30 protein-coding genes are annotated in these 16,726 nt (G+C 55.2%); all 30 read right to left on the bottom strand.

The genetic code is table 11. The annotated features are described in order from the left end of the window. Positions 1-7: 7 nt before the first annotated feature. The 30 genes from Q7U76_12800 to Q7U76_12655 all read right to left on the bottom strand — a co-directional run bounded on the left by Q7U76_12800 (position 8) and on the right by Q7U76_12655 (position 16,496). Positions 8-322: a hypothetical protein gene (locus tag Q7U76_12800; protein ID MDO8357262.1), complete on the bottom strand. Its 315-nt coding sequence runs from the start codon at positions 320-322 to the stop codon at positions 8-10. Positions 323-378: 56 nt separating this feature from the next. Further along, positions 379-663, bottom strand: a complete 285-nt coding sequence (locus Q7U76_12795) for a hypothetical protein (GenBank protein ID MDO8357261.1) — start codon at positions 661-663, stop codon at positions 379-381. A gap of 1 nt (position 664) precedes the next feature. Continuing rightward, positions 665-1,141 (bottom strand): hypothetical protein, encoded by a 477-nt coding sequence (locus tag Q7U76_12790; protein MDO8357260.1) that lies wholly within the window; start codon positions 1,139-1,141, stop codon positions 665-667. A gap of 66 nt (positions 1,142-1,207) precedes the next feature. Then, complete coding sequence (locus Q7U76_12785) at positions 1,208-1,483, bottom strand: hypothetical protein (GenBank protein MDO8357259.1); 276 nt, start codon at positions 1,481-1,483, stop codon at positions 1,208-1,210. Between the two features lie 4 nt (positions 1,484-1,487). Then, complete coding sequence (locus tag Q7U76_12780) at positions 1,488-1,739, bottom strand: hypothetical protein (protein ID MDO8357258.1); 252 nt, start codon at positions 1,737-1,739, stop codon at positions 1,488-1,490. Positions 1,740-1,830: 91 nt separating this feature from the next. Next, complete coding sequence (locus tag Q7U76_12775) at positions 1,831-2,115, bottom strand: hypothetical protein (GenBank protein ID MDO8357257.1); 285 nt, start codon at positions 2,113-2,115, stop codon at positions 1,831-1,833. Between the two features lie 596 nt (positions 2,116-2,711). After that, positions 2,712-3,041 (bottom strand): hypothetical protein, encoded by a 330-nt coding sequence (locus Q7U76_12770; protein MDO8357256.1) that lies wholly within the window; start codon positions 3,039-3,041, stop codon positions 2,712-2,714. Continuing rightward, entirely contained in the window at positions 3,022-3,831 is an 810-nt protein-coding gene (locus tag Q7U76_12765) for a hypothetical protein (protein MDO8357255.1), read from the bottom strand. Before Q7U76_12765 ends, Q7U76_12770 begins: the two co-directional genes overlap by 20 nt. Beyond that, a complete protein-coding gene (locus Q7U76_12760; GenBank protein MDO8357254.1) occupies positions 3,828-5,405 on the bottom strand; it encodes a DEAD/DEAH box helicase family protein in 1,578 nt (525 codons plus the stop codon). The genes Q7U76_12765 and Q7U76_12760 overlap by 4 nt, the downstream gene beginning before the upstream one ends. A gap of 85 nt (positions 5,406-5,490) precedes the next feature. Next, positions 5,491-5,673 (bottom strand): hypothetical protein, encoded by a 183-nt coding sequence (locus Q7U76_12755; protein MDO8357253.1) that lies wholly within the window; start codon positions 5,671-5,673, stop codon positions 5,491-5,493. Further along, complete coding sequence (locus tag Q7U76_12750) at positions 5,670-5,843, bottom strand: hypothetical protein (protein MDO8357252.1); 174 nt, start codon at positions 5,841-5,843, stop codon at positions 5,670-5,672. Before Q7U76_12750 ends, Q7U76_12755 begins: the two co-directional genes overlap by 4 nt. Further along, on the bottom strand, positions 5,840-6,049 hold the full coding sequence (locus Q7U76_12745; protein MDO8357251.1) for a hypothetical protein: 210 nt from the start codon (positions 6,047-6,049) through the stop codon (positions 5,840-5,842). The genes Q7U76_12750 and Q7U76_12745 overlap by 4 nt, the downstream gene beginning before the upstream one ends. Continuing rightward, positions 6,034-6,354 carry a hypothetical protein gene (locus tag Q7U76_12740; GenBank protein ID MDO8357250.1) on the bottom strand — a complete coding sequence of 107 codons (321 nt, stop codon included), beginning with the start codon at positions 6,352-6,354 and terminating at the stop codon, positions 6,034-6,036. Before Q7U76_12740 ends, Q7U76_12745 begins: the two co-directional genes overlap by 16 nt. Beyond that, on the bottom strand, positions 6,354-6,515 hold the full coding sequence (locus Q7U76_12735) for a hypothetical protein (GenBank protein MDO8357249.1): 162 nt from the start codon (positions 6,513-6,515) through the stop codon (positions 6,354-6,356). Before Q7U76_12735 ends, Q7U76_12740 begins: the two co-directional genes overlap by 1 nt. After that, positions 6,512-6,754 (bottom strand): hypothetical protein, encoded by a 243-nt coding sequence (locus Q7U76_12730; GenBank protein MDO8357248.1) that lies wholly within the window; start codon positions 6,752-6,754, stop codon positions 6,512-6,514. The genes Q7U76_12735 and Q7U76_12730 overlap by 4 nt, the downstream gene beginning before the upstream one ends. Before the next feature lie 62 nt (positions 6,755-6,816). Beyond that, entirely contained in the window at positions 6,817-7,131 is a 315-nt protein-coding gene (locus Q7U76_12725) for a hypothetical protein (protein MDO8357247.1), read from the bottom strand. Positions 7,132-7,359: 228 nt separating this feature from the next. Then, positions 7,360-7,632, bottom strand: coding sequence for a hypothetical protein (locus Q7U76_12720; protein MDO8357246.1), 273 nt, complete (start codon positions 7,630-7,632; stop codon positions 7,360-7,362). After that, the gene (locus Q7U76_12715) at positions 7,629-7,889 is read right to left on the bottom strand and encodes a hypothetical protein (GenBank protein MDO8357245.1); all 261 of its coding nucleotides are present in this window, start codon (positions 7,887-7,889) and stop codon (positions 7,629-7,631) included. Before Q7U76_12715 ends, Q7U76_12720 begins: the two co-directional genes overlap by 4 nt. Positions 7,890-7,944: 55 nt before the next feature. Then, positions 7,945-8,241, bottom strand: coding sequence for a hypothetical protein (locus Q7U76_12710; GenBank protein ID MDO8357244.1), 297 nt, complete (start codon positions 8,239-8,241; stop codon positions 7,945-7,947). Then, the gene (locus Q7U76_12705; protein MDO8357243.1) at positions 8,238-8,402 is read right to left on the bottom strand and encodes a hypothetical protein; all 165 of its coding nucleotides are present in this window, start codon (positions 8,400-8,402) and stop codon (positions 8,238-8,240) included. Before Q7U76_12705 ends, Q7U76_12710 begins: the two co-directional genes overlap by 4 nt. Then, the gene (locus Q7U76_12700; GenBank protein MDO8357242.1) at positions 8,399-9,472 is read right to left on the bottom strand and encodes a phage Gp37/Gp68 family protein; all 1,074 of its coding nucleotides are present in this window, start codon (positions 9,470-9,472) and stop codon (positions 8,399-8,401) included. The genes Q7U76_12705 and Q7U76_12700 overlap by 4 nt, the downstream gene beginning before the upstream one ends. Then, positions 9,469-10,071 (bottom strand): hypothetical protein, encoded by a 603-nt coding sequence (locus Q7U76_12695; GenBank protein MDO8357241.1) that lies wholly within the window; start codon positions 10,069-10,071, stop codon positions 9,469-9,471. Before Q7U76_12695 ends, Q7U76_12700 begins: the two co-directional genes overlap by 4 nt. Then, a complete protein-coding gene (locus tag Q7U76_12690) occupies positions 10,064-10,360 on the bottom strand; it encodes a hypothetical protein (protein ID MDO8357240.1) in 297 nt (98 codons plus the stop codon). Before Q7U76_12690 ends, Q7U76_12695 begins: the two co-directional genes overlap by 8 nt. 31 nt (positions 10,361-10,391) lie before the next feature. Continuing rightward, positions 10,392-12,140 carry a DNA cytosine methyltransferase gene (locus Q7U76_12685; GenBank protein ID MDO8357239.1) on the bottom strand — a complete coding sequence of 583 codons (1,749 nt, stop codon included), beginning with the start codon at positions 12,138-12,140 and terminating at the stop codon, positions 10,392-10,394. A gap of 9 nt (positions 12,141-12,149) precedes the next feature. Continuing rightward, positions 12,150-13,925, bottom strand: a complete 1,776-nt coding sequence (locus Q7U76_12680) for a DUF853 family protein (GenBank protein MDO8357238.1) — start codon at positions 13,923-13,925, stop codon at positions 12,150-12,152. A 234-nt stretch (positions 13,926-14,159) separates the two neighbouring features. Further along, the gene (thyX, locus tag Q7U76_12675; GenBank protein ID MDO8357237.1) at positions 14,160-14,843 is read right to left on the bottom strand and encodes an FAD-dependent thymidylate synthase; all 684 of its coding nucleotides are present in this window, start codon (positions 14,841-14,843) and stop codon (positions 14,160-14,162) included. Between the two features lie 241 nt (positions 14,844-15,084). Then, entirely contained in the window at positions 15,085-15,489 is a 405-nt protein-coding gene (ssb, locus tag Q7U76_12670; GenBank protein MDO8357236.1) for a single-stranded DNA-binding protein, read from the bottom strand. A 22-nt stretch (positions 15,490-15,511) separates the two neighbouring features. Then, complete coding sequence (locus tag Q7U76_12665; GenBank protein MDO8357235.1) at positions 15,512-15,928, bottom strand: hypothetical protein; 417 nt, start codon at positions 15,926-15,928, stop codon at positions 15,512-15,514. Next, entirely contained in the window at positions 15,928-16,167 is a 240-nt protein-coding gene (locus tag Q7U76_12660; protein MDO8357234.1) for a hypothetical protein, read from the bottom strand. Before Q7U76_12660 ends, Q7U76_12665 begins: the two co-directional genes overlap by 1 nt. Positions 16,168-16,196: 29 nt before the next feature. After that, positions 16,197-16,496, bottom strand: a complete 300-nt coding sequence (locus tag Q7U76_12655; protein MDO8357233.1) for a hypothetical protein — start codon at positions 16,494-16,496, stop codon at positions 16,197-16,199. Positions 16,497-16,726: the final 230 nt, after the last annotated feature.

Here is a 16,726-nt window from a genome sequence, read left to right as displayed (position 1 = left end):
TCCTGAATTACTTTGTCTTGTCGATAGCCCCTGACGCCACCATGAATGTGGCAATCAGGTTCTTGCCGCGATACTTCCCGAGCTGAAAGGCTTCCTGCGTTTGCGCATCCGAGAAGGCTAATTGAATCTTACCGCCCCCCAATGAATCGAGCCGTATACATGACGTACCCTCCAGCCGCACCAAGAGTTGCACGTACTCAGGGAGGATTGGTTTCTCTGGTTTCTCTGGCTCAGACTTCGGCTCTTCCCATGGTGGCGCTTCCTCTACGTCCGGAGCCGCCCCGACGACAGGCTTAACTGATTGATCTGTAAGGAGATTCATCGAATATACCCCCTCAAAATGCCCTACTCGACGCCAATGCGCCATAACTGATTGATTTAGAATGCCTTTTTCTGTGCATGCTTGCATGGTGGACTCGGAGCAAGGGCAAATCCCCAGTTCGATAGCTCTTCCTCGATCTCTCGCACCATGATCTTGCTACAGCCTCGCATCGACAACAGCTCAACCCGTGATCGTGAGACTAAGCCTTCGAAGGTGATTACCCCATAGCGTTGCATGACCGATTGGGTGCGCATGGAGAGCGAGAGAAAATGAAACGGGGAACGATCGGCCAATGCCGTTCGAATGATGCGTTTGATACTGTGTAAGGCTGCCAGACGCACATCAGGGGTGTCGAGTTCCTCGTCTCGAATAGAAACGGGCGAATACGCCTCGCCCTCCGTGCTGACCTCGAACAGACTGAGCCCGTTGCCAGACGCCGAGCCGGGTACGATAGCGACCATCCACTGCCTCCATGTTGATTGTGTGTTCAATGCGCGAAAGATACGGCGCATACCGTTTCCGCAGATAGCGACGGCAGGCCTCTGGCGGCATCCCCAGATTGGCACAGCACCACTCGTATGACAGAGGAAACTCCTCTGAGAGACCGTCGAAAAACCACTGATAGGCATCCAGCATAGCCCGCACCACATACCGCGACCAAAAGGGTTCGCGCATGTCCCGCCCTCGCGGTCCGGTCAAATCCTGTCCGGCAATGAGAATCACGTCGATGAGTGCCCAACGATAGGGGAGGTTTTCGGGGTCTTCGTCTGGATGCTCGTAGTTCGCGAGCAGCTTCTGCATCCCTGTTAATCTAGCCATGCACACCCACGTGGTTGGTTAACTTCTCCCGGCATTTCCGGCACAGCACCTCTTCTGGGTTCTTCGTCATGGCTTAAACTGTTCAAATTCCTTGAGCGCCTTGAGTGCGTCTCCTGGCTCACCAAATATGATCGACTGAATGGCTGTCGAGTACGCCTCATTGAGGCGATCATTGCGGCGGCTACACTCTTTCGCCTGCTCTGCCTCCCACTGTTTCACAATCCGCTTGGCAGTGGCGACCGGCTGAGGTAGCGTGCTCTTCCTAGAGCACAACTCACCGTATTTTCGGCTATTCAGCTTCGACAGCCGATCCTTCAGATACTTCGTCTGTTCACGGTTCATGACCTTATCCCTTCCTCGCGTGCTGAAACTCCGACGCTTCCCGCTCATTCACGATTCGTAGACTGTGTTCGTACTGCGCAATCGAGTCCATGGACACGCCAAATCGCCCTTTTGATCGCAGACCCCGTGGATTGGGCATGATGAGCCAGACGCGATGGAGCACCTTCTGATTCAACAGCCGATAGATCATGCTCCGGTGCATGGCTAATCGTTCCGCGGCTTGCTTGACGGTGATCCAAGGTTCGTTCGCCTTCATGCACGTCCTTTTATCGATGTCTCGCTCGACATATTCAAATTATATGTCTTGACGGCGCACAGACTCTCATCCATGCGCCGTCCGATGAGGTCTACTGCAATACCCGCTTCGCTTCTTTCCCCGGCGCAATGTCAGCCACCTTCACCTTTTTGGCGTGCTTGGCTTGATAGTCCTCCACCCGCCCGATCAGCAGTTCAATCCCCTGAAGTTGATCATTCGCGGCTCCCAGCCTCGTGCATTCCTCGCTATAGAATCTCAATGTGGCTGGCAACGCCTTATCCTTCGCGAGGAACAACACGGAGTCCTGCTCCGTGTGCTTCGCCTTCGTGATGGCCTGCACCGCCTGAATCTTGTACTTCTTGTCGATCATCGCCATGAGTCCCTCCTGGTAAATAAGTCGGCTGTCCCTCAACCGACTGGTGAAGCGCCTGGCACATGAACAAGGCGCGAATAATCGCCATACAACTCGTATCCGCGTAGGCACTGATGCGTGTGTCCGAAGGATCTTCTCCAACACACATTGGATACAGAATGCACACCGAACGCTTATGCACTTCATGCTTGTCGTTGTGGAGCCATGGCATGCCGGTCGGCATTTCCTGAACCCGGACCAGCCACCCGCGCGAGCGAAAATGTTCGACGATCCTCCAGGCCGCATCGTAGGATCGAGAGAACGCCTGCGCGACATCGCCAGGCACCACGAGATCTCCCAACGCTTCTGCCACTACGAGATCCGTCGCCGGTCCTGGAGTCAGTTTCATCAGTTGGTCACGCGTCATGGTTTCAAGCCTATCCCTTCGCGGTCATCATAAAAGACCTTCCCACATGTACATGCCAGATGGGCTATTCGTGTGCCGTTCTTCGTTCCGCAGTAGCCATTGACTTTCACTGCCGGCAAAGAGGCGTTTTGGTACCGCCAGACGTGCCACCAACGCAGCCATCGCGCCCGCAACAAGCTCATGCGAGTGTTGTTCATACGGCTCCCTGGCGTCCACGAATGGTTCGAGTCTCAATGATGCCGATGAGCTCCGGACACTGCTCCATGAGATCACGCGCCAAATACGCACGAAAGTTGTTGTTGATGCGATAGCCTTCCTCGTCCTTGCCCATGGTCATCTTCGCTTCCCAGCGAATGCGTTCCGTCAAGAGACTGATGGAGAATCGTTTTCCACAGTGCAGCGCCTCTTTGGCAAAGCGCACATAGAGGTCGTAGGCCTTCTGGTTGCTGTCTCGCCACTTCCGATAGGCTCGCTCAAGCTCGTTCCTGATTGTGGGTTGTACATCAACAGGGGCTTCTATCATGCGCATCAGCCTCCTTGCCTTCAGGACATGCCGGTGGGTGACTCGCCAGGTTCAGGGCATCAATGATCGCTAGTTCTCGCTCGGCTTCCACGGACAGTCGTTTCGAGGACTCGGCCAGATGGCGCAAGGTCTCACGACCATTGACCAGCGCCCCATTCCGAACCATCTGTACGGCTTTGCCGATCTCTTCGATATCCCACGCCCGACGAATGGAGACGCCAGATGCCCGCTCGAACGTGCGAATCATCGTTTCGAGGGCCTCGATATTTTTCTGAACTCCCTCCGCCGTTTTGCACCCGCGTTCGTACCCCATCTTGTCAGCCGCGTCCTTCGCTTTCTCAATGATGGCATTGTCCGTCGAATACGCCTGCACCTTGCGCAGCATCGCCGCGAGCATCAATCGGTCCATGGGCTTCGCCTCGAGCTTCGGCGCAGCCACCTTCACCAACAACCCGCGGGCTCCCGTGACCATCAGGCCCCAGGTCTTCGGCAATTCTCCCTCTTTGACAATATCCCGATCCGCCACCGCCACCCACCACCGGTCGCAATACGCGAAGATGTCCTCCGCCTTCTGCGGGGCCTTCATCTCGCGCAGCCAATCGGCACGCGAAGTCTTGATTTCAAACCCTTCCAACTCCAACCCGCGACTGGGCCAGAGCCCCATCACCATCGCATCGGCTGTGCGCGCGGACCGCGTGAAACCCGTGCCGTTTCGCACTTGCGGCAGCACGGCATACGACTCCGGTGCATAGCGCGCCTTGATCAGTTCCAATATCTCGGCTTCGGTCATGATCGAGCTCCGTCATACCCCGTCTTCAACCAGGACTCCAACTGAGAGACCCGTTTCTTTAATTGCGTCATCGTGGCCGTATCGATCCATCCGCCCGTCCGCTTGTGCAGTTCGAGATTCACGGCCCGATGGTCCAATCCGAATTGCTTGGAGACTCGTCCCACCAATCGGCGATGCGTCTCCCGTAACTGCCCTTTTACTTCATGCAAGGGTTCGGCAGGATCAGGGAACGGGACAGGAGGCGACGGCGGTACATCGACCCCGATGGTAAACACCGCCTGAGCGATACCGGCCAACGCCAGATAGGCGCTCGGGCTCGCATCCGACATGATCCAGATGACCGGCGTACCGGGATCCTCCTCAGGAGTGGGCACGTAGTGATCCCGCTCAGCCTCGATCGCCATGGCATATTCCACGAGCGTGGGATCATGGGGAATGTAGAGATAGGCCTGTTGCCGGCGACCGTGCTCCGCTTGCATCCGCACGAAGCGCCCGACAACCTGACGGAAATACATCTCCGTCATCACATTGGTGGCATAGATACCCACCCGTAAGCGTGGAATATCGACGCCTTCACTGACCATGTTGACGGCGACCATCCACCGATCACCGCTACTCGCAAACTGCTTAATGATGTGAGAGGCAGCCGGTTCATCACTGATGGCAATCCTCGGCTGTCTCCCAGTCTTTTCCAGGATCAAGGCCGCAACTTGATGGGCATGGGCCTGATTCATGGCCACTACCAGCCCTCCCGCATCGCGTGCCCCTTGCTCTCGTATCGTCGAGAGTTGACGGTCTGCATCGCTGATGACCACGCCCAACCAATCTCGGTGCATGATGGCGGTCTTGAGCCGCTCACGCATGTGGACGGGATTGAGCAGATCTCCAAACGTGGCAGCGTTGACTTCGTATCCGTCTGAGGAACGCCAGGACAATTGTCCTTCGTAGGCAGGGAATAGAATGCGCCGACAGACCCCGTCTCTCAGCGCCTCTCCATAGCCATAGGTAAAGTCTGGCACACTGCGTTGCTCTTCATAGCGTACATACGGAATGGGATTGTCATCCGATCGGAATGGGGTCCCGGACGTGGCCAATCGTTTGACCGCCGATGCAAAGGCCATCCTGAGCCCTTCGCCCCATCCCTTGCCGTCTCCGGCGTGGTGGATTTCATCGAACACGACCGCCGTGCGCTTCTCTTGGCACAGCCTCGCATAGAGCGCCGGAGCCATACAGACCTGTTGATAGCTGACCACGATGCCGTGATAGTCGCGCGCTTCAACAGTTTGATCGTTCGAAAAGGTGGGGTCCAAATTGAGGGACGCGGAGGCCGCTCTGGCCCATTGGCCTTTGAGGTGATTGGTGGGACACACCACAATGACACGCTGGATGATCCGCCGATCCAACCACTCACGGACGACCCGAACCGAGAGCTTCGTCTTGCCAGCTCCCGGCGTGGCCACCGCTAAGAAGTCTATGGATTCAGATTGTGTGATCGCCTCGAAGGCCTGCACTTGCCAGGCACGGAGGGTGTGATGCATGAGTACTGATGGCGCGTGTTGGAGCGTGGAAGACATGAACTCCTTCTTCATACTAACCGGTGTGTTAGTTTCTAGCCGATGTCGGTACATGTGGCAACCCATATCTCTACTATTTCTTCGATCAACCGCTGTGTGCGTTCGACTTCAACATCTCCATATCTATTTCCGTCTGAATATCCTCCATCAGGCAATGCCCGTCACAATCGGCTTCATCATAAAATACGGTGGTTTCCTGAGCGGATGGGCATTTGAGTATGAGCGCATAGGCGGCTCGCAGTAAGACCACTTTCCTATCGAGGCTCATGGGCGAGTCTCCTGCAATTCCTCGATCCATTCCTTGACCTCCTTCGCCCACGGCTCCACTTGGGAGGCGAGGTAGAAATCTTCATCGTCATTGCCCTCGCGAATAATCTTATTGATCGTATACCGCACCCACGTCTCAGGCCCCTTGGCGTCACTCGGTTGGTTGGTCATAACTCCTCCTCTTCTTCTTGTTCCGCCAATGCCTCACTCAACTCAGTACCCTCGATGTGATCGTAGGCTAATTCAGCCATGCGCCAGCATGCCTGTTCTTGAGGGTGAGTGGCCGTATCGAAGCGAAACCCAACAGGCACGACATAACCCAGCTGTGCGTAGAACTTACGAGCTAATTGGTTTGCTTCCTTCATGGTGTCTCGCACGTCCCCTCCTTGTCCCTCTGGGCCTGCTGGCGCAGCGACGAAGCCTTACATTGCCAATGTCCCTCTTCCAGGCTGGAGTGGTAAAATCCGCTCAGGCCATCCCAATTTTCCTCCACGGGCGATCCGTGTGCGCAATCCTCGCACGCCAGTGGTATCGCCCGCTCCATCCCGCTCTGTTCTCCGCGCTGTTCGGCCTTGGTGAGGGCGATGGCAATAGTATAAACCCTATCGGCATACGTGATTCCTGGCTTGTTAATAGACAATTCTGCCCATAATGCCCTCGCCGCCTGCTGTGTGTCCGTCATCATGTCCCCTTTCGCTGCAAGCCGTTCTCTGCTGCCCATTTATCAAGCCGCTTCCGTGCTTTGTCGCGCTCCCCATCCGTGATGATGCCGTGGATGATGAGCATGGAAATGGCGTCACTCAGCTTCTCTGACAGCTTCAATGCGGCCTGTGCGTTCGTCATGGATGCACCTTGTGAAAGCAATGTGCCCATACAATCACTTCTGGGTCATAGCCAACGGTGGGGTGAATACCGTTCCATATTTCAATCAGTTCTTGGGGATTGGCGCATCCTTCCTGCATGAACGCATCCGAGACCACGTACCCTAGGCGACAGCGAAACACATGCGTCAGGAGAAAGTTTTCCCCGAAGGCGAGGAACGTATCGCCATGCTTCCCCATTCGCTTTGATCGACACGTCATCACCTTCGTGCCCTCTCGCATTGGCTTACTAAAGAACGGTCTGAATGGTATGATGATTTCGCTCATGCCTTCTCCTTCGCCTGGCGAATCGCCTGGGCCGGTCGTCCGCAATGTTCGCACTCATCGCCATCTACAAAATTACCGTGTTCATCCCAGCTCACTCGGCCATATCCAGTACCAGAACACGCACCACATTTTTCACGCACGATCCCCGCCGCCCGCTCCATGCCGCGCTGTTCAGCCTGGGTGAGGAATTGTACGGCAATCTCAAGGTCCGTGTCGTACTGTGTGCTCGCCACGGCATCAGGTAAATTATCCAGATACGGCATGGGTAAACTTGCCAGCAACCGTATCGCCGCCTGCTGTGTGTCGCTCATCGTGTCCCTTCTACGTAATCCCGTGAATACGGAATATTCTGCGGAAATAAGACTGCGCTCTTGTCAAATCGAGGCTCCCGCTTTGCTGTCGCTCTCGGCCATTCCCCCTTGCGCTTTCCATACGCATCCCAATATCCACGCACCGCAATGTAACGAGCTTTCGCACTTGTTGGAGCGAACACAATGCAGCTCATATCGTTCAGGTCAATGCTCCACGCTACACGGTTACTACCATCGCTCATCCCTTCCCTCCCTTTGCCATTGCGTCCAGCGCGTCGAGAATATCTTGGCATTGCGCCTGTCGACATAGCCAGCCCGACCGCGTGGCACCGTGTCCTCTTGGTCGTGGTTGTTCGGATTGATTTCAACGAGTACGTCTTGTAGTGCCTTGAGTTGTGCCTCGACCTCCTTCGCCCACGGCTCAGGACCCGTCGCGTTTCCGCACAACGCTTCATCTGCTGCAGCCTCGTTCGCCTCGTCTGGATAATGCTCAATACTCATTTCGTATTCTCCTTCGCTAAATTATCCCTGAGCACATCGGCAATACGTTGATACTGCAGTGCCGCCCACGATTCCACCTGTGCCTTTACATCGTGCTCCGTTTTACCCGTAAATGTCCCCTGGCAAATATTTTCATAGTTCCCATCTATCCCCAACAACTGAATGGAGGCGTTGGCTGACGGCTCAATGTATAGACGTGCCTCATTCCCGTTCCACCACTGCTCATCTTCGGTTAAGTCGATGTATAGTTTCGGCATAAACTCCAGCCTTCTTCGTCATGGATGGACCTCTTGCAATAGAGCCAGACATTTCTTACGTGATCGAGCCATTCGTCCGTGCATGCTGTATATACTTCAGCACCTTTATCTTCTTGGCCTCAATCAGACTCCTGTCAAACGGCAGAATGTACAACACCTCATCGTGCAGCATCTCGATGACGCCCATTAAATCGTGCAACTCGGCGCGAATCTGCTCACGGTTGAACTTTCCGGTTGAATCCCACGCATGGGAATAACCATGGATGCCGAACCGAAGCGCCTTCGATGTGGCCTTGATAACCTCTGATGACTCTTCAATCAAACACGTCAGTAAATGCTCCTGCTGGGTCATAGCTTCCCCTCCCACAGATAGAGCAACACGCCGTGTAATCCGTGCGACCAATCGAGATTCGCCATCCAATAAGACGCCAATACGATGGCAATGAACTTTAGTACAAACTGCACATACAAGATGATCTCAATTTTCCGTTTCACATCATCAACGAAGCTCATAGCTTCCTCCCTGGAAATTCTCTGACACGCAGATCCTCAGACCACTCGGCCATGTCGCCGCCCTTCTTGTCCTTCACATGAATACCGCCACAGTCGTCCATCACGGACGTCGCGCCTGACGCGGACCATTCCTGTGCTGCCTGGCTGCCTTCAACGACAAACGGCTTCGCTCCCAACTGCTTCACAAACACCGGCACGCCCGCCTTCTGGCACTGATCCCTGATCGAGCGAATCCAGCTCACATCGCATGGCCGAGCACCAGGACCGCTCTCACCGCCGACGATGACCCAATTGAGTCGTCCTAGCCGCGCGAAGGAATTCCGGTCGTCAAATCGCAATCCGTCAAATCTATCGCTCTGAGGATCGCCCTGCTCACGCCAACCTGGAGGCCAGGGAACACTAAAATCCACCGACCCCAGCAACGGCTCAGCCGAGACGAACCGCACCGCAGCAGGCGTCTCCAGCAACAAGGGAATCCGCTCATCGGCCGTCGCTTGGTTTTCGACGGAGACACCGAGCCAGACGTTGGGGAGCGGCCATGGAGCCCACGTAACTTTAGACAAAGGCTCTAAGACTTCGCGGGCACAATAGGCACAGAGCACCGACTCAGCGGAATACTCGTCCACCTTCGGCCAGGCGCCGCCATGCTTGACGAGCGAAGTTGTCAGTCCTCCGCGCTTCGACTCGATCCATCTAAACCACTGTCGCATCCGCTCTGGCCGCTTGGTTAGCACTTGAAATGTGTGTTGCGGTGCCGCAGCCATCACGCCGAACACCGCCGCAATAAACTTGTCGTGCACCTCCTCATGAAAGAGATCGCTCATCGAGTTCACGAAGATCCGTCGCGGTTTCTTCCAGTGCAGCGGCGCGTCGAGCGCCTCTGGGACCAACTTGATTTTCCCCGTCCATCGAGGCCCATAGGTCAACCCTTCATAGGGCTGACCTGGACCGCTGAACCGGTGCGCCTGCTTCATGGCGTAACAGTTCTGACAGCCCGCGCTCACCATCGAGCAGCCCCTGATAGGGTTCCAGACTCGGTCAGTCCACTCAATCGCAGTGGTCGAACTCATACCGGTACGTTCTCCTTTCCGACCAGCGCATCGTCATATTGCTGGATGCCCCAAGCAATGGCATAGCAGCACCAGGTGAAGCTGAAGGTGTACTCGGTCAGATCCCATTCCCAGGAATCAGGGAAATGGTCCATCAGCGCAGTCTTGAATGCCACTTCTCCATCGTCTAAGCTGCCGGAGACCTCGTCGTAAATCTCGGCGCGTTCCTCGCTGGTACTGTCGCGGCGCATCTCCTTCAACGCCTCTCGCAATCGCTGCTCGGCCAGATCACGGTCGTATTCCTGGATCTTTCCAGTCTTGTCATACGCCAACACCTTCTCTGCCCAATACCCTTGATTGATGAATAAGGTCTGCCCGTTCCGAGGCTGCAAGCGGTCCGTCCTGAAGAACTCAAACATATCCCTGATCCGGCTAAACACATAGGTACCCATGTCGCCCGTGTAGCAGAGGTGCCCAGGCCAGGTGATGAGGTCAAACTGTTCGTTCCTCGTCCCTGGTCTCCCAAACCGCACATGCCGATATCCACCCTCGTCACGGAGCACCGTCATGATGTGCTCGCCCACCCGTTGTAAGAATTCTTTCTCCGTAGACTTACCCATGCACCACCTCCACAGGCTGCGCGTAGAACGCCTGCACCGCCAGTCGATAATCGCGCTCTAAATACCGTTCGTAGATCTGCTTCATCAGGTATGTCATGTCCGCATCAATATTGAATTTGTTACGTTCGCCAGTGCCGTCGCATTCATCGCAGTGCTCGTTCGGTTCCCATTTATCAGCACATTCCATGCACTCAGTATCGATCTCTGGGCGTAAAGGCTCTTCCAGTTCCGTGTTGCGCTTTCGCCAGGCCTTGAAGTCAAGAAACATCGGTTCAACCGGTGGATTCATGATTGCACCTCCCTATTGATCAGCGTGGAGATCATGCGACACACTCACTCGACAGCCTCTCAGAGGCCCAATTAGCCGAGACCAATGCCTGCGCCGGTGGAGGCGACACACTGTTACCAATTTTGGCAACCTGGCTGGTATTCGATCCAGTGAGAATGTAGTCATCGGGAAAGCCTTGGCCTTTGGCTAACTCACGCGGGGTCAGCATCCGCATGCCAATATCCACGATCACATAGGTCTGTCCTTCGATCTCGACCGTCACCACTCCGAAATGATCCTTACTCGTGGCAGTGTGCATCGGCTCTTCAATCGATTGGCCGATCGCCGTCCCGAAGTACTTGATGAGGAAGCTGTAGACCAGAAAGGCATGATTCCCTCCCGCAGTTGCGGTAAACATGGGCTCATCCATTCCAGACCATTGCTTGGCACCATGATTCATATGAATCAAATTGGCCGTGACAACTTGGTTCTGCGTTCCTCGTGCTGTCGTCGTGGGCAAGGGTGTATCCACGCTGACGCCGACCACTCCGCCATAATGTTTGGCGAGATAGGCGGCTACCACAGAGGTGTGTCCGTTCTGTGACTCTGATGGACCCAGCTGGTCGACCGTCTGCCCAACACTCCCCCCGTAGTATCGATGGAGGAATGCCGCGATCAGTCCTTGCTTCGAACCACCGGCCACGACCGTTCCCATCGGCTTGAACATATTCAGTTGCCGTGGAGATTGGCCAGGACGTTCTCCGTATCCTGTCTGGATTAACGTGGGAGCGATGGCATCGGTCTTCCGTTTGCACTTTTCCAGAACGGGCATGACCACCCCATACGCATCTCTGGCAGCCGTGAGCGTACAGAGCGGTCTGTCGATCGACTGACCTCTAAAGTGCTTCCAGCCATGATTGCAGCACACGATGAATGGTCGCGGGTTATCGACCACATAGCGTTTGATCCCAAGCGCGATTCGACGCATGGTTTTATCCGCCAGTGGCTTCTTCCGTTCAAATATCGACGGACACGGGAGCGACCAATCAATGCACTCTGCCGCAGTCCGCCATGGAAGCAGGCCATGCTGATGCGCCTTCTTCGGATCACCATGGGTCTGCTTTGGCCAGACGATTGCACAGCCATCTCTCCTGGCAATCAGAAAGAGTCTCCGTCGATGGGTCGGCGCGCCATAGTCCGCCGCGTTCAAGACTCGCCATTGCAGATCGTAGCCCAGGTTTCTCAGCCGTCCGGTGAAGCGTTTGAAGGTGAGTCCAGACCGATCCGGATCCGGCATCAGATCGTCTGTTTTCTTGAGGGTACTCGCATCACAGTGGGGACAGGCTCGACGTTGCCGCGCGAGAGTCGCTTGCCCTTCGGTGCCTTTCCACGTGCATTCCTGACACTGCCAACGAGGCACGAGCGGTCCCCACTGTTCGAACTCCCGCACGTTTTCAAGAATGATCAGCCGTGGACTCGATTGCTCCGCCCACTTCGCGACCACCCAGGCCAGGCTTCTGATCTTCTTCTCGACTGGCTTGCCACCTTTCGCCCGAGAGAAGTGCTTACAGTCAGGACTGGCCCAGAGCAACCCAACCGGTTTTCCGCCTGTCACCTCGCGTGGGGACAACTTCCATACGTCCTCAATGTAATGCGTCGTCGTGGGGTGATTCGCCTTGTGCATGGTGATGGCGGCCGCATCATGGTTGATTGCAATATCCGGATGTCTTCCTAACGCCCAGGTGATACCGAGAGAGGCCCCTCCTCCACCCGCGAAACTATCAATAATCAATTCGTCCACGTGATCTCCTTATCCCACCAGTTCTTCGGCGAGTCTCAATTCTGATCGTCCAGCAGCATGGACATAGTTCAACGCTACTAACTTCCCAAATGCCGAGGAGACGGGACCGCTCGAGGCGTACTGTGTCGCCGTCAGAATGGCGGACTTGGTCACGGCATGTGGATAGGCATCGGCAATACACCGAAGGAGCTTCTTCTCCATGGTGGAGAGCTTGTGCCCATTCAGCAGGTGATGAAGCAGCGCGCTCTTGGTGGGAAGCGGTTCATAGTCGCCAAGCGCCTGCAGGCCGGCACTCGTAATCATCATCCGGCCACCACCCATCGAGACCCATCCAAGCGAGATCATCTGTGCGAAGGTGCTGGATACCGGACCACTCGAACGGTAGTCCGCATGGATAAGGATTTGCCCCTTGGTCAGCCCGTCAGGATGCTGGGCCAAGACGGTCAGCATCGTGCGCGCCATTTTGGAGAGGCTTTCGCTTGAGGATTCATGCGCATTCATGCGCATAGTTGGCATCTTGGGAACATTTGTCGTGGGAGGCCGAGGAGCCTCTGCGTGTGTCTGTATAGGTCTCGCCTGGCTCTGACGTGGAGGGGTTCCGGAGCTCTTCACCACATCTTTCAAATAGCCAAGCTCGGTCAGCACCACTTGTTGCGCTCCAGCGAACTGATGATACTGATTGGCGAGACGATCGAGACCTTTTTCAAGCCTCTCCAAATCCTTTGGCGTAATGACCGGCACCTCTTTTATTTCCACCTGAGTCGGTTGCGCCCTTGCTTCGAGCACCCGGATCTTGGCGCTCAATACATCGTTCTGTTTGGCATGCTCCGCCAGTTGCTTCCGCAGTTCTTTCGGGTTGTCGGCCTTGGCCTTCTCAATCGTCGCGGCCATTTGCCGCTTCAATGCCTCAAGATCAACGTCCGCCACCTGCTTCGGTTCAATCGCCTTGACGCCGGGCTTCGGCGTCGCGCCCGAGTCAAAGGTCTCGATCGGCAGCACATGCACGCGGTCAAAGATGCCCTCGATCGTCGGCCATCCGGGAGACCAGATCCAGGCATCACCGACCGGCAAGGAGGGAAGCGAGGCCATCAGCGTCTTACATTGCTCCGGTGTGCCATGGACATCGATCCAGGCCTTCATCGCCGCCAAATCTTGCGGGGCGATCGTGCGCAATGCGACCAGCACCTGAGCTTGTGTCAGTACATTCTTATTCAGCACCGCCGACCGTTGTGTGACGAGCACACAGCCAATCCCGCGTTGCCCTCCACGGCGCACGATGTCTTCAGCCGCCCCGAGCATGCGCTCTTCCCCATGCTGTGGCTTCTGCGGAGCAATGGCGTCCGCCTCATCAATCACCAGCATCATGGGCGTCCGATAACATTCGCGCGCCTTCATCCGATACAAGTTCTCCAAGAAGTCCGTCATGAACTTTGCCACTTCGTTTTTACGGAACATGGAAAGGTCCAGGACCAGACTGACGCGCTCTTCGACAACCAACTTGGCAACAATCTCCCCACTGGTCGGCTCCAACGGCACATCGCCATGCTCACCTCCTACGATGGTCACCGGCAGGCCAGGCCCTATACCACTCGATGCGGATCGAATCCCCCACTGATCGCCTTTCGGATCCACAATGACGATCTGCTGATGTGCCTTAAAAAGCTGCTCAGCAAGCCGCCGCATGGTGTAACTCTTCCCCGCCCTCCGTTTGGCGAGGATGGCAACCGTTTGCGTCACGACTTCAAGTGGCAACGAGAGATCATTAGCGAGTTTCAATTTGTGCATGACATTTCCCATCCTCCATCACCGCCTCATTCCAGGCTTTCAATGCCGCTCAATCTTTCGACACCTGCACGTTGTACCGTTTCATGATTTCAGTCTCGACGTACCCAGGCATTCCTTGATCTGACAGCTTCCCATAGGACACACCTGACAGGTGCGTCCACGAGCAAACCTCTGCCTCAATGTCTTGATTCGCAGCCCGCCACTCTTCAAATGTCATGATGTACATGGCCTGACCTATCGCATCTTTTTCAGGTTGTCCGCCTGAGTCGCACCCGCTTCAATGTCTTCAAAGAAGATTGGAATTGTCGCTTTCAGTTTCAACAAGAGCGGATCAATCACCTGACGCATTTGCGGATGCGCCTCGCGCGTGCTCCGCATCAGGAGATAATGCCGCCAGTTTCGAAGATTACAGGTCATCGCGATCTTGCTACCAAGAGCATTCGGGAACACCGACCTCGCTTCTTGTGCGGTCCAGCCCTTCGCGATCAATCTCTGGTAGCCGTCTTCACACGCTTCAATCGCAATCTTCCAGTCAGGGTCCTGTTCCAAGTCTTGCGGTCTCGGATAGATAAAACTCGGTGACATTTTCTTCGCATAGTTCACAAAGCGTGTGGACTCTTGCGTATAGGAGGCGAGCCGATGTCGAACAATTTCATGCGTGATGCCACGGTCGACATAGAACGTGACGGAAAGAGAGGCATGCTCCACGACAGACCAATCGCCTTTATTCAAGACGACGGCGCGGAGAAATCTATCCCATGATATCGCGGTCTGAGCCTCTTCAGATCGGTGAGAAATTCTCGCGTAGTGTTCCACCTTCCGCACTAGTCTGATCCCGTCCACTTCGGTAAATTCTTCCTGCTTATCTGGATCTGCCCCATCGTTATAAATTTCCCAATACGGTTCTACGACGTTCATGCCGTCCCTCCTCACCACCATTTGTTGACACCACCACGTGACACTTGCTGCAAGCTGAACAGGTAAAGACAGGTACACGAGATCTCCATCGCTCGTCTGTTTCCGTTGATGATGGCCATCTCGATACTTGCCCGATAATGCTGAAACGTCAGCTGACACCGGATCTGTTTAGGCGCGTGACGCACAATTGGCGCGACCACGTCCCACATGTGTAACCAACTGAGGCGATGCACGACCTGCCTTAGCACCATGGCTGTTCTTCTCCGGCTCCGTCTGGGTTCTCGCCGGAAGGCGCGCCACCGTCCGCCTGTCCCTCTTTTGGTTTTCCTCGAAACTTCACTTCCTGGCAATGCAGGACATGCTTGCTCTTCTTCTGTCCGTCCATCTCCCAGCGTTCCTGCTTCAACCTCGCATTCACCAGCATCACGCCTTGACCCTTGACGAGATATTGCGCGCAGGTCTCTCCGTGCTTCCCGAACACCACGACATCAATAAAGCAAACCTCTTCCTTCTTCTCGTCGCCAGACTTCCACTGACGATTGTTCGCGACGGTAAATGAACACACGGGCGTCCCTTTATCCGTGTACCGCAACTCTGGGTTTCTGGTCAGATTCCCCTCCAAGACCGTCGAGCTCACTTGATCCATAGCGTGCGTCCTTCCAATCGAATTAAAATGGGTGTTGCGTCCACAGCCCTGTCGTAGGATGCAAAAACATGATCCGAAGCGGAATGGGATATTTCTCCTGCACCCATTTCAGCTTCACTCTCGAATCGTCCTCGATATGCACCTTGTCCAGGTTCTTCCAAAAAACTTTTACCTCATGGAACTCCATGGAGTAGTCGTCGAGAAACACTGTAAAATCGATATCGATAAACGTGGTATCGGCCAGGCGCACCTTGAACGATTCGAAATGCCACTCACGCACATTCGGTTGGTTCGTGAGATGGTCGGCATACCGCGCCTCGTTGGGATTCATTTTCCCAGGCTCACGTCGAGGCGCGCCTTTGACGACGCCGGCAGCCGTCACGATCGTCCGCTTGAAATTGGCAAACCGTCCGTACATCGAGGTGGCGGATCGTCGCATTACCATCCCTCACAGTAGATAAACTCGTCTTCCGTCAGGCTTTTCAATTCAAGATGTGGCAACTTGTGCCGACATCGCTTACAGAACTTGATGAATCGACGATCAGGACTGTTCCATTCGTGCTCACACAGCGGACAGGTGACAGGCCCCGGAACAGTCGGAGCGGCATCTGGTCGTTTCCGCTCCGCTCGCTCACGGAGTTTCCTGTCGGGAACCGGTGGAACAATCGTGCTGTTCATGCAATCCCTCCTCACTACGTTCGAGACCGTTAATCGAATCCGTACTTCTTCGGGTCTCCATACACTTGCTTCCATTGCCCTCTCGCAATCGGATCTGTACGAGGAGGAGGGGCGCTCGGACGATTGGTCAGTTGCGGAACGCCGGTGACAATCTCATCTTTCCATCGCTTCTGATTCAGCCACGTCATGGGAGCCGGGATAAAACTTCCTCCGTCCTTGCGCCACTGCTCGCTCTGCGCCAGTACGGCCAGTTTTTCAAGCATCAATTGAACGGTCTCTTGATCTGGCTTATGGGTGGTGAACCATTTCTCCACCGCTCCCATTCCCACCTTGCGGATATTCGACGGGAATGCGTCCCAGACCCTCTTGGCATCCGATACGGTGACGGCCTGAACGCACGCGCCAGAATTTTCCGGTGTAGTTGGTAAGGTTGGTGGGGTCTGGTTAGGTTGGTTAGGTTGGTTAGGTTGGTTAGGTTGGTTAGGTTGGTTAGGTTGGTTAGGTTGGTTAGGTTGGTTAGGTTGGTTAGGTTGGTTAGGTTGGTTAGGTTGGTTAGGTT

Source organism: Nitrospirota bacterium (assembly GCA_030645475.1).
In the GTDB taxonomy this organism is placed as follows: Bacteria; Nitrospirota; Nitrospiria; order Nitrospirales; family Nitrospiraceae; genus Palsa-1315.
Note: the sequence above shows the minus strand (reverse complement) of the source record. Positions and strands in the feature narration are given on the sequence as shown.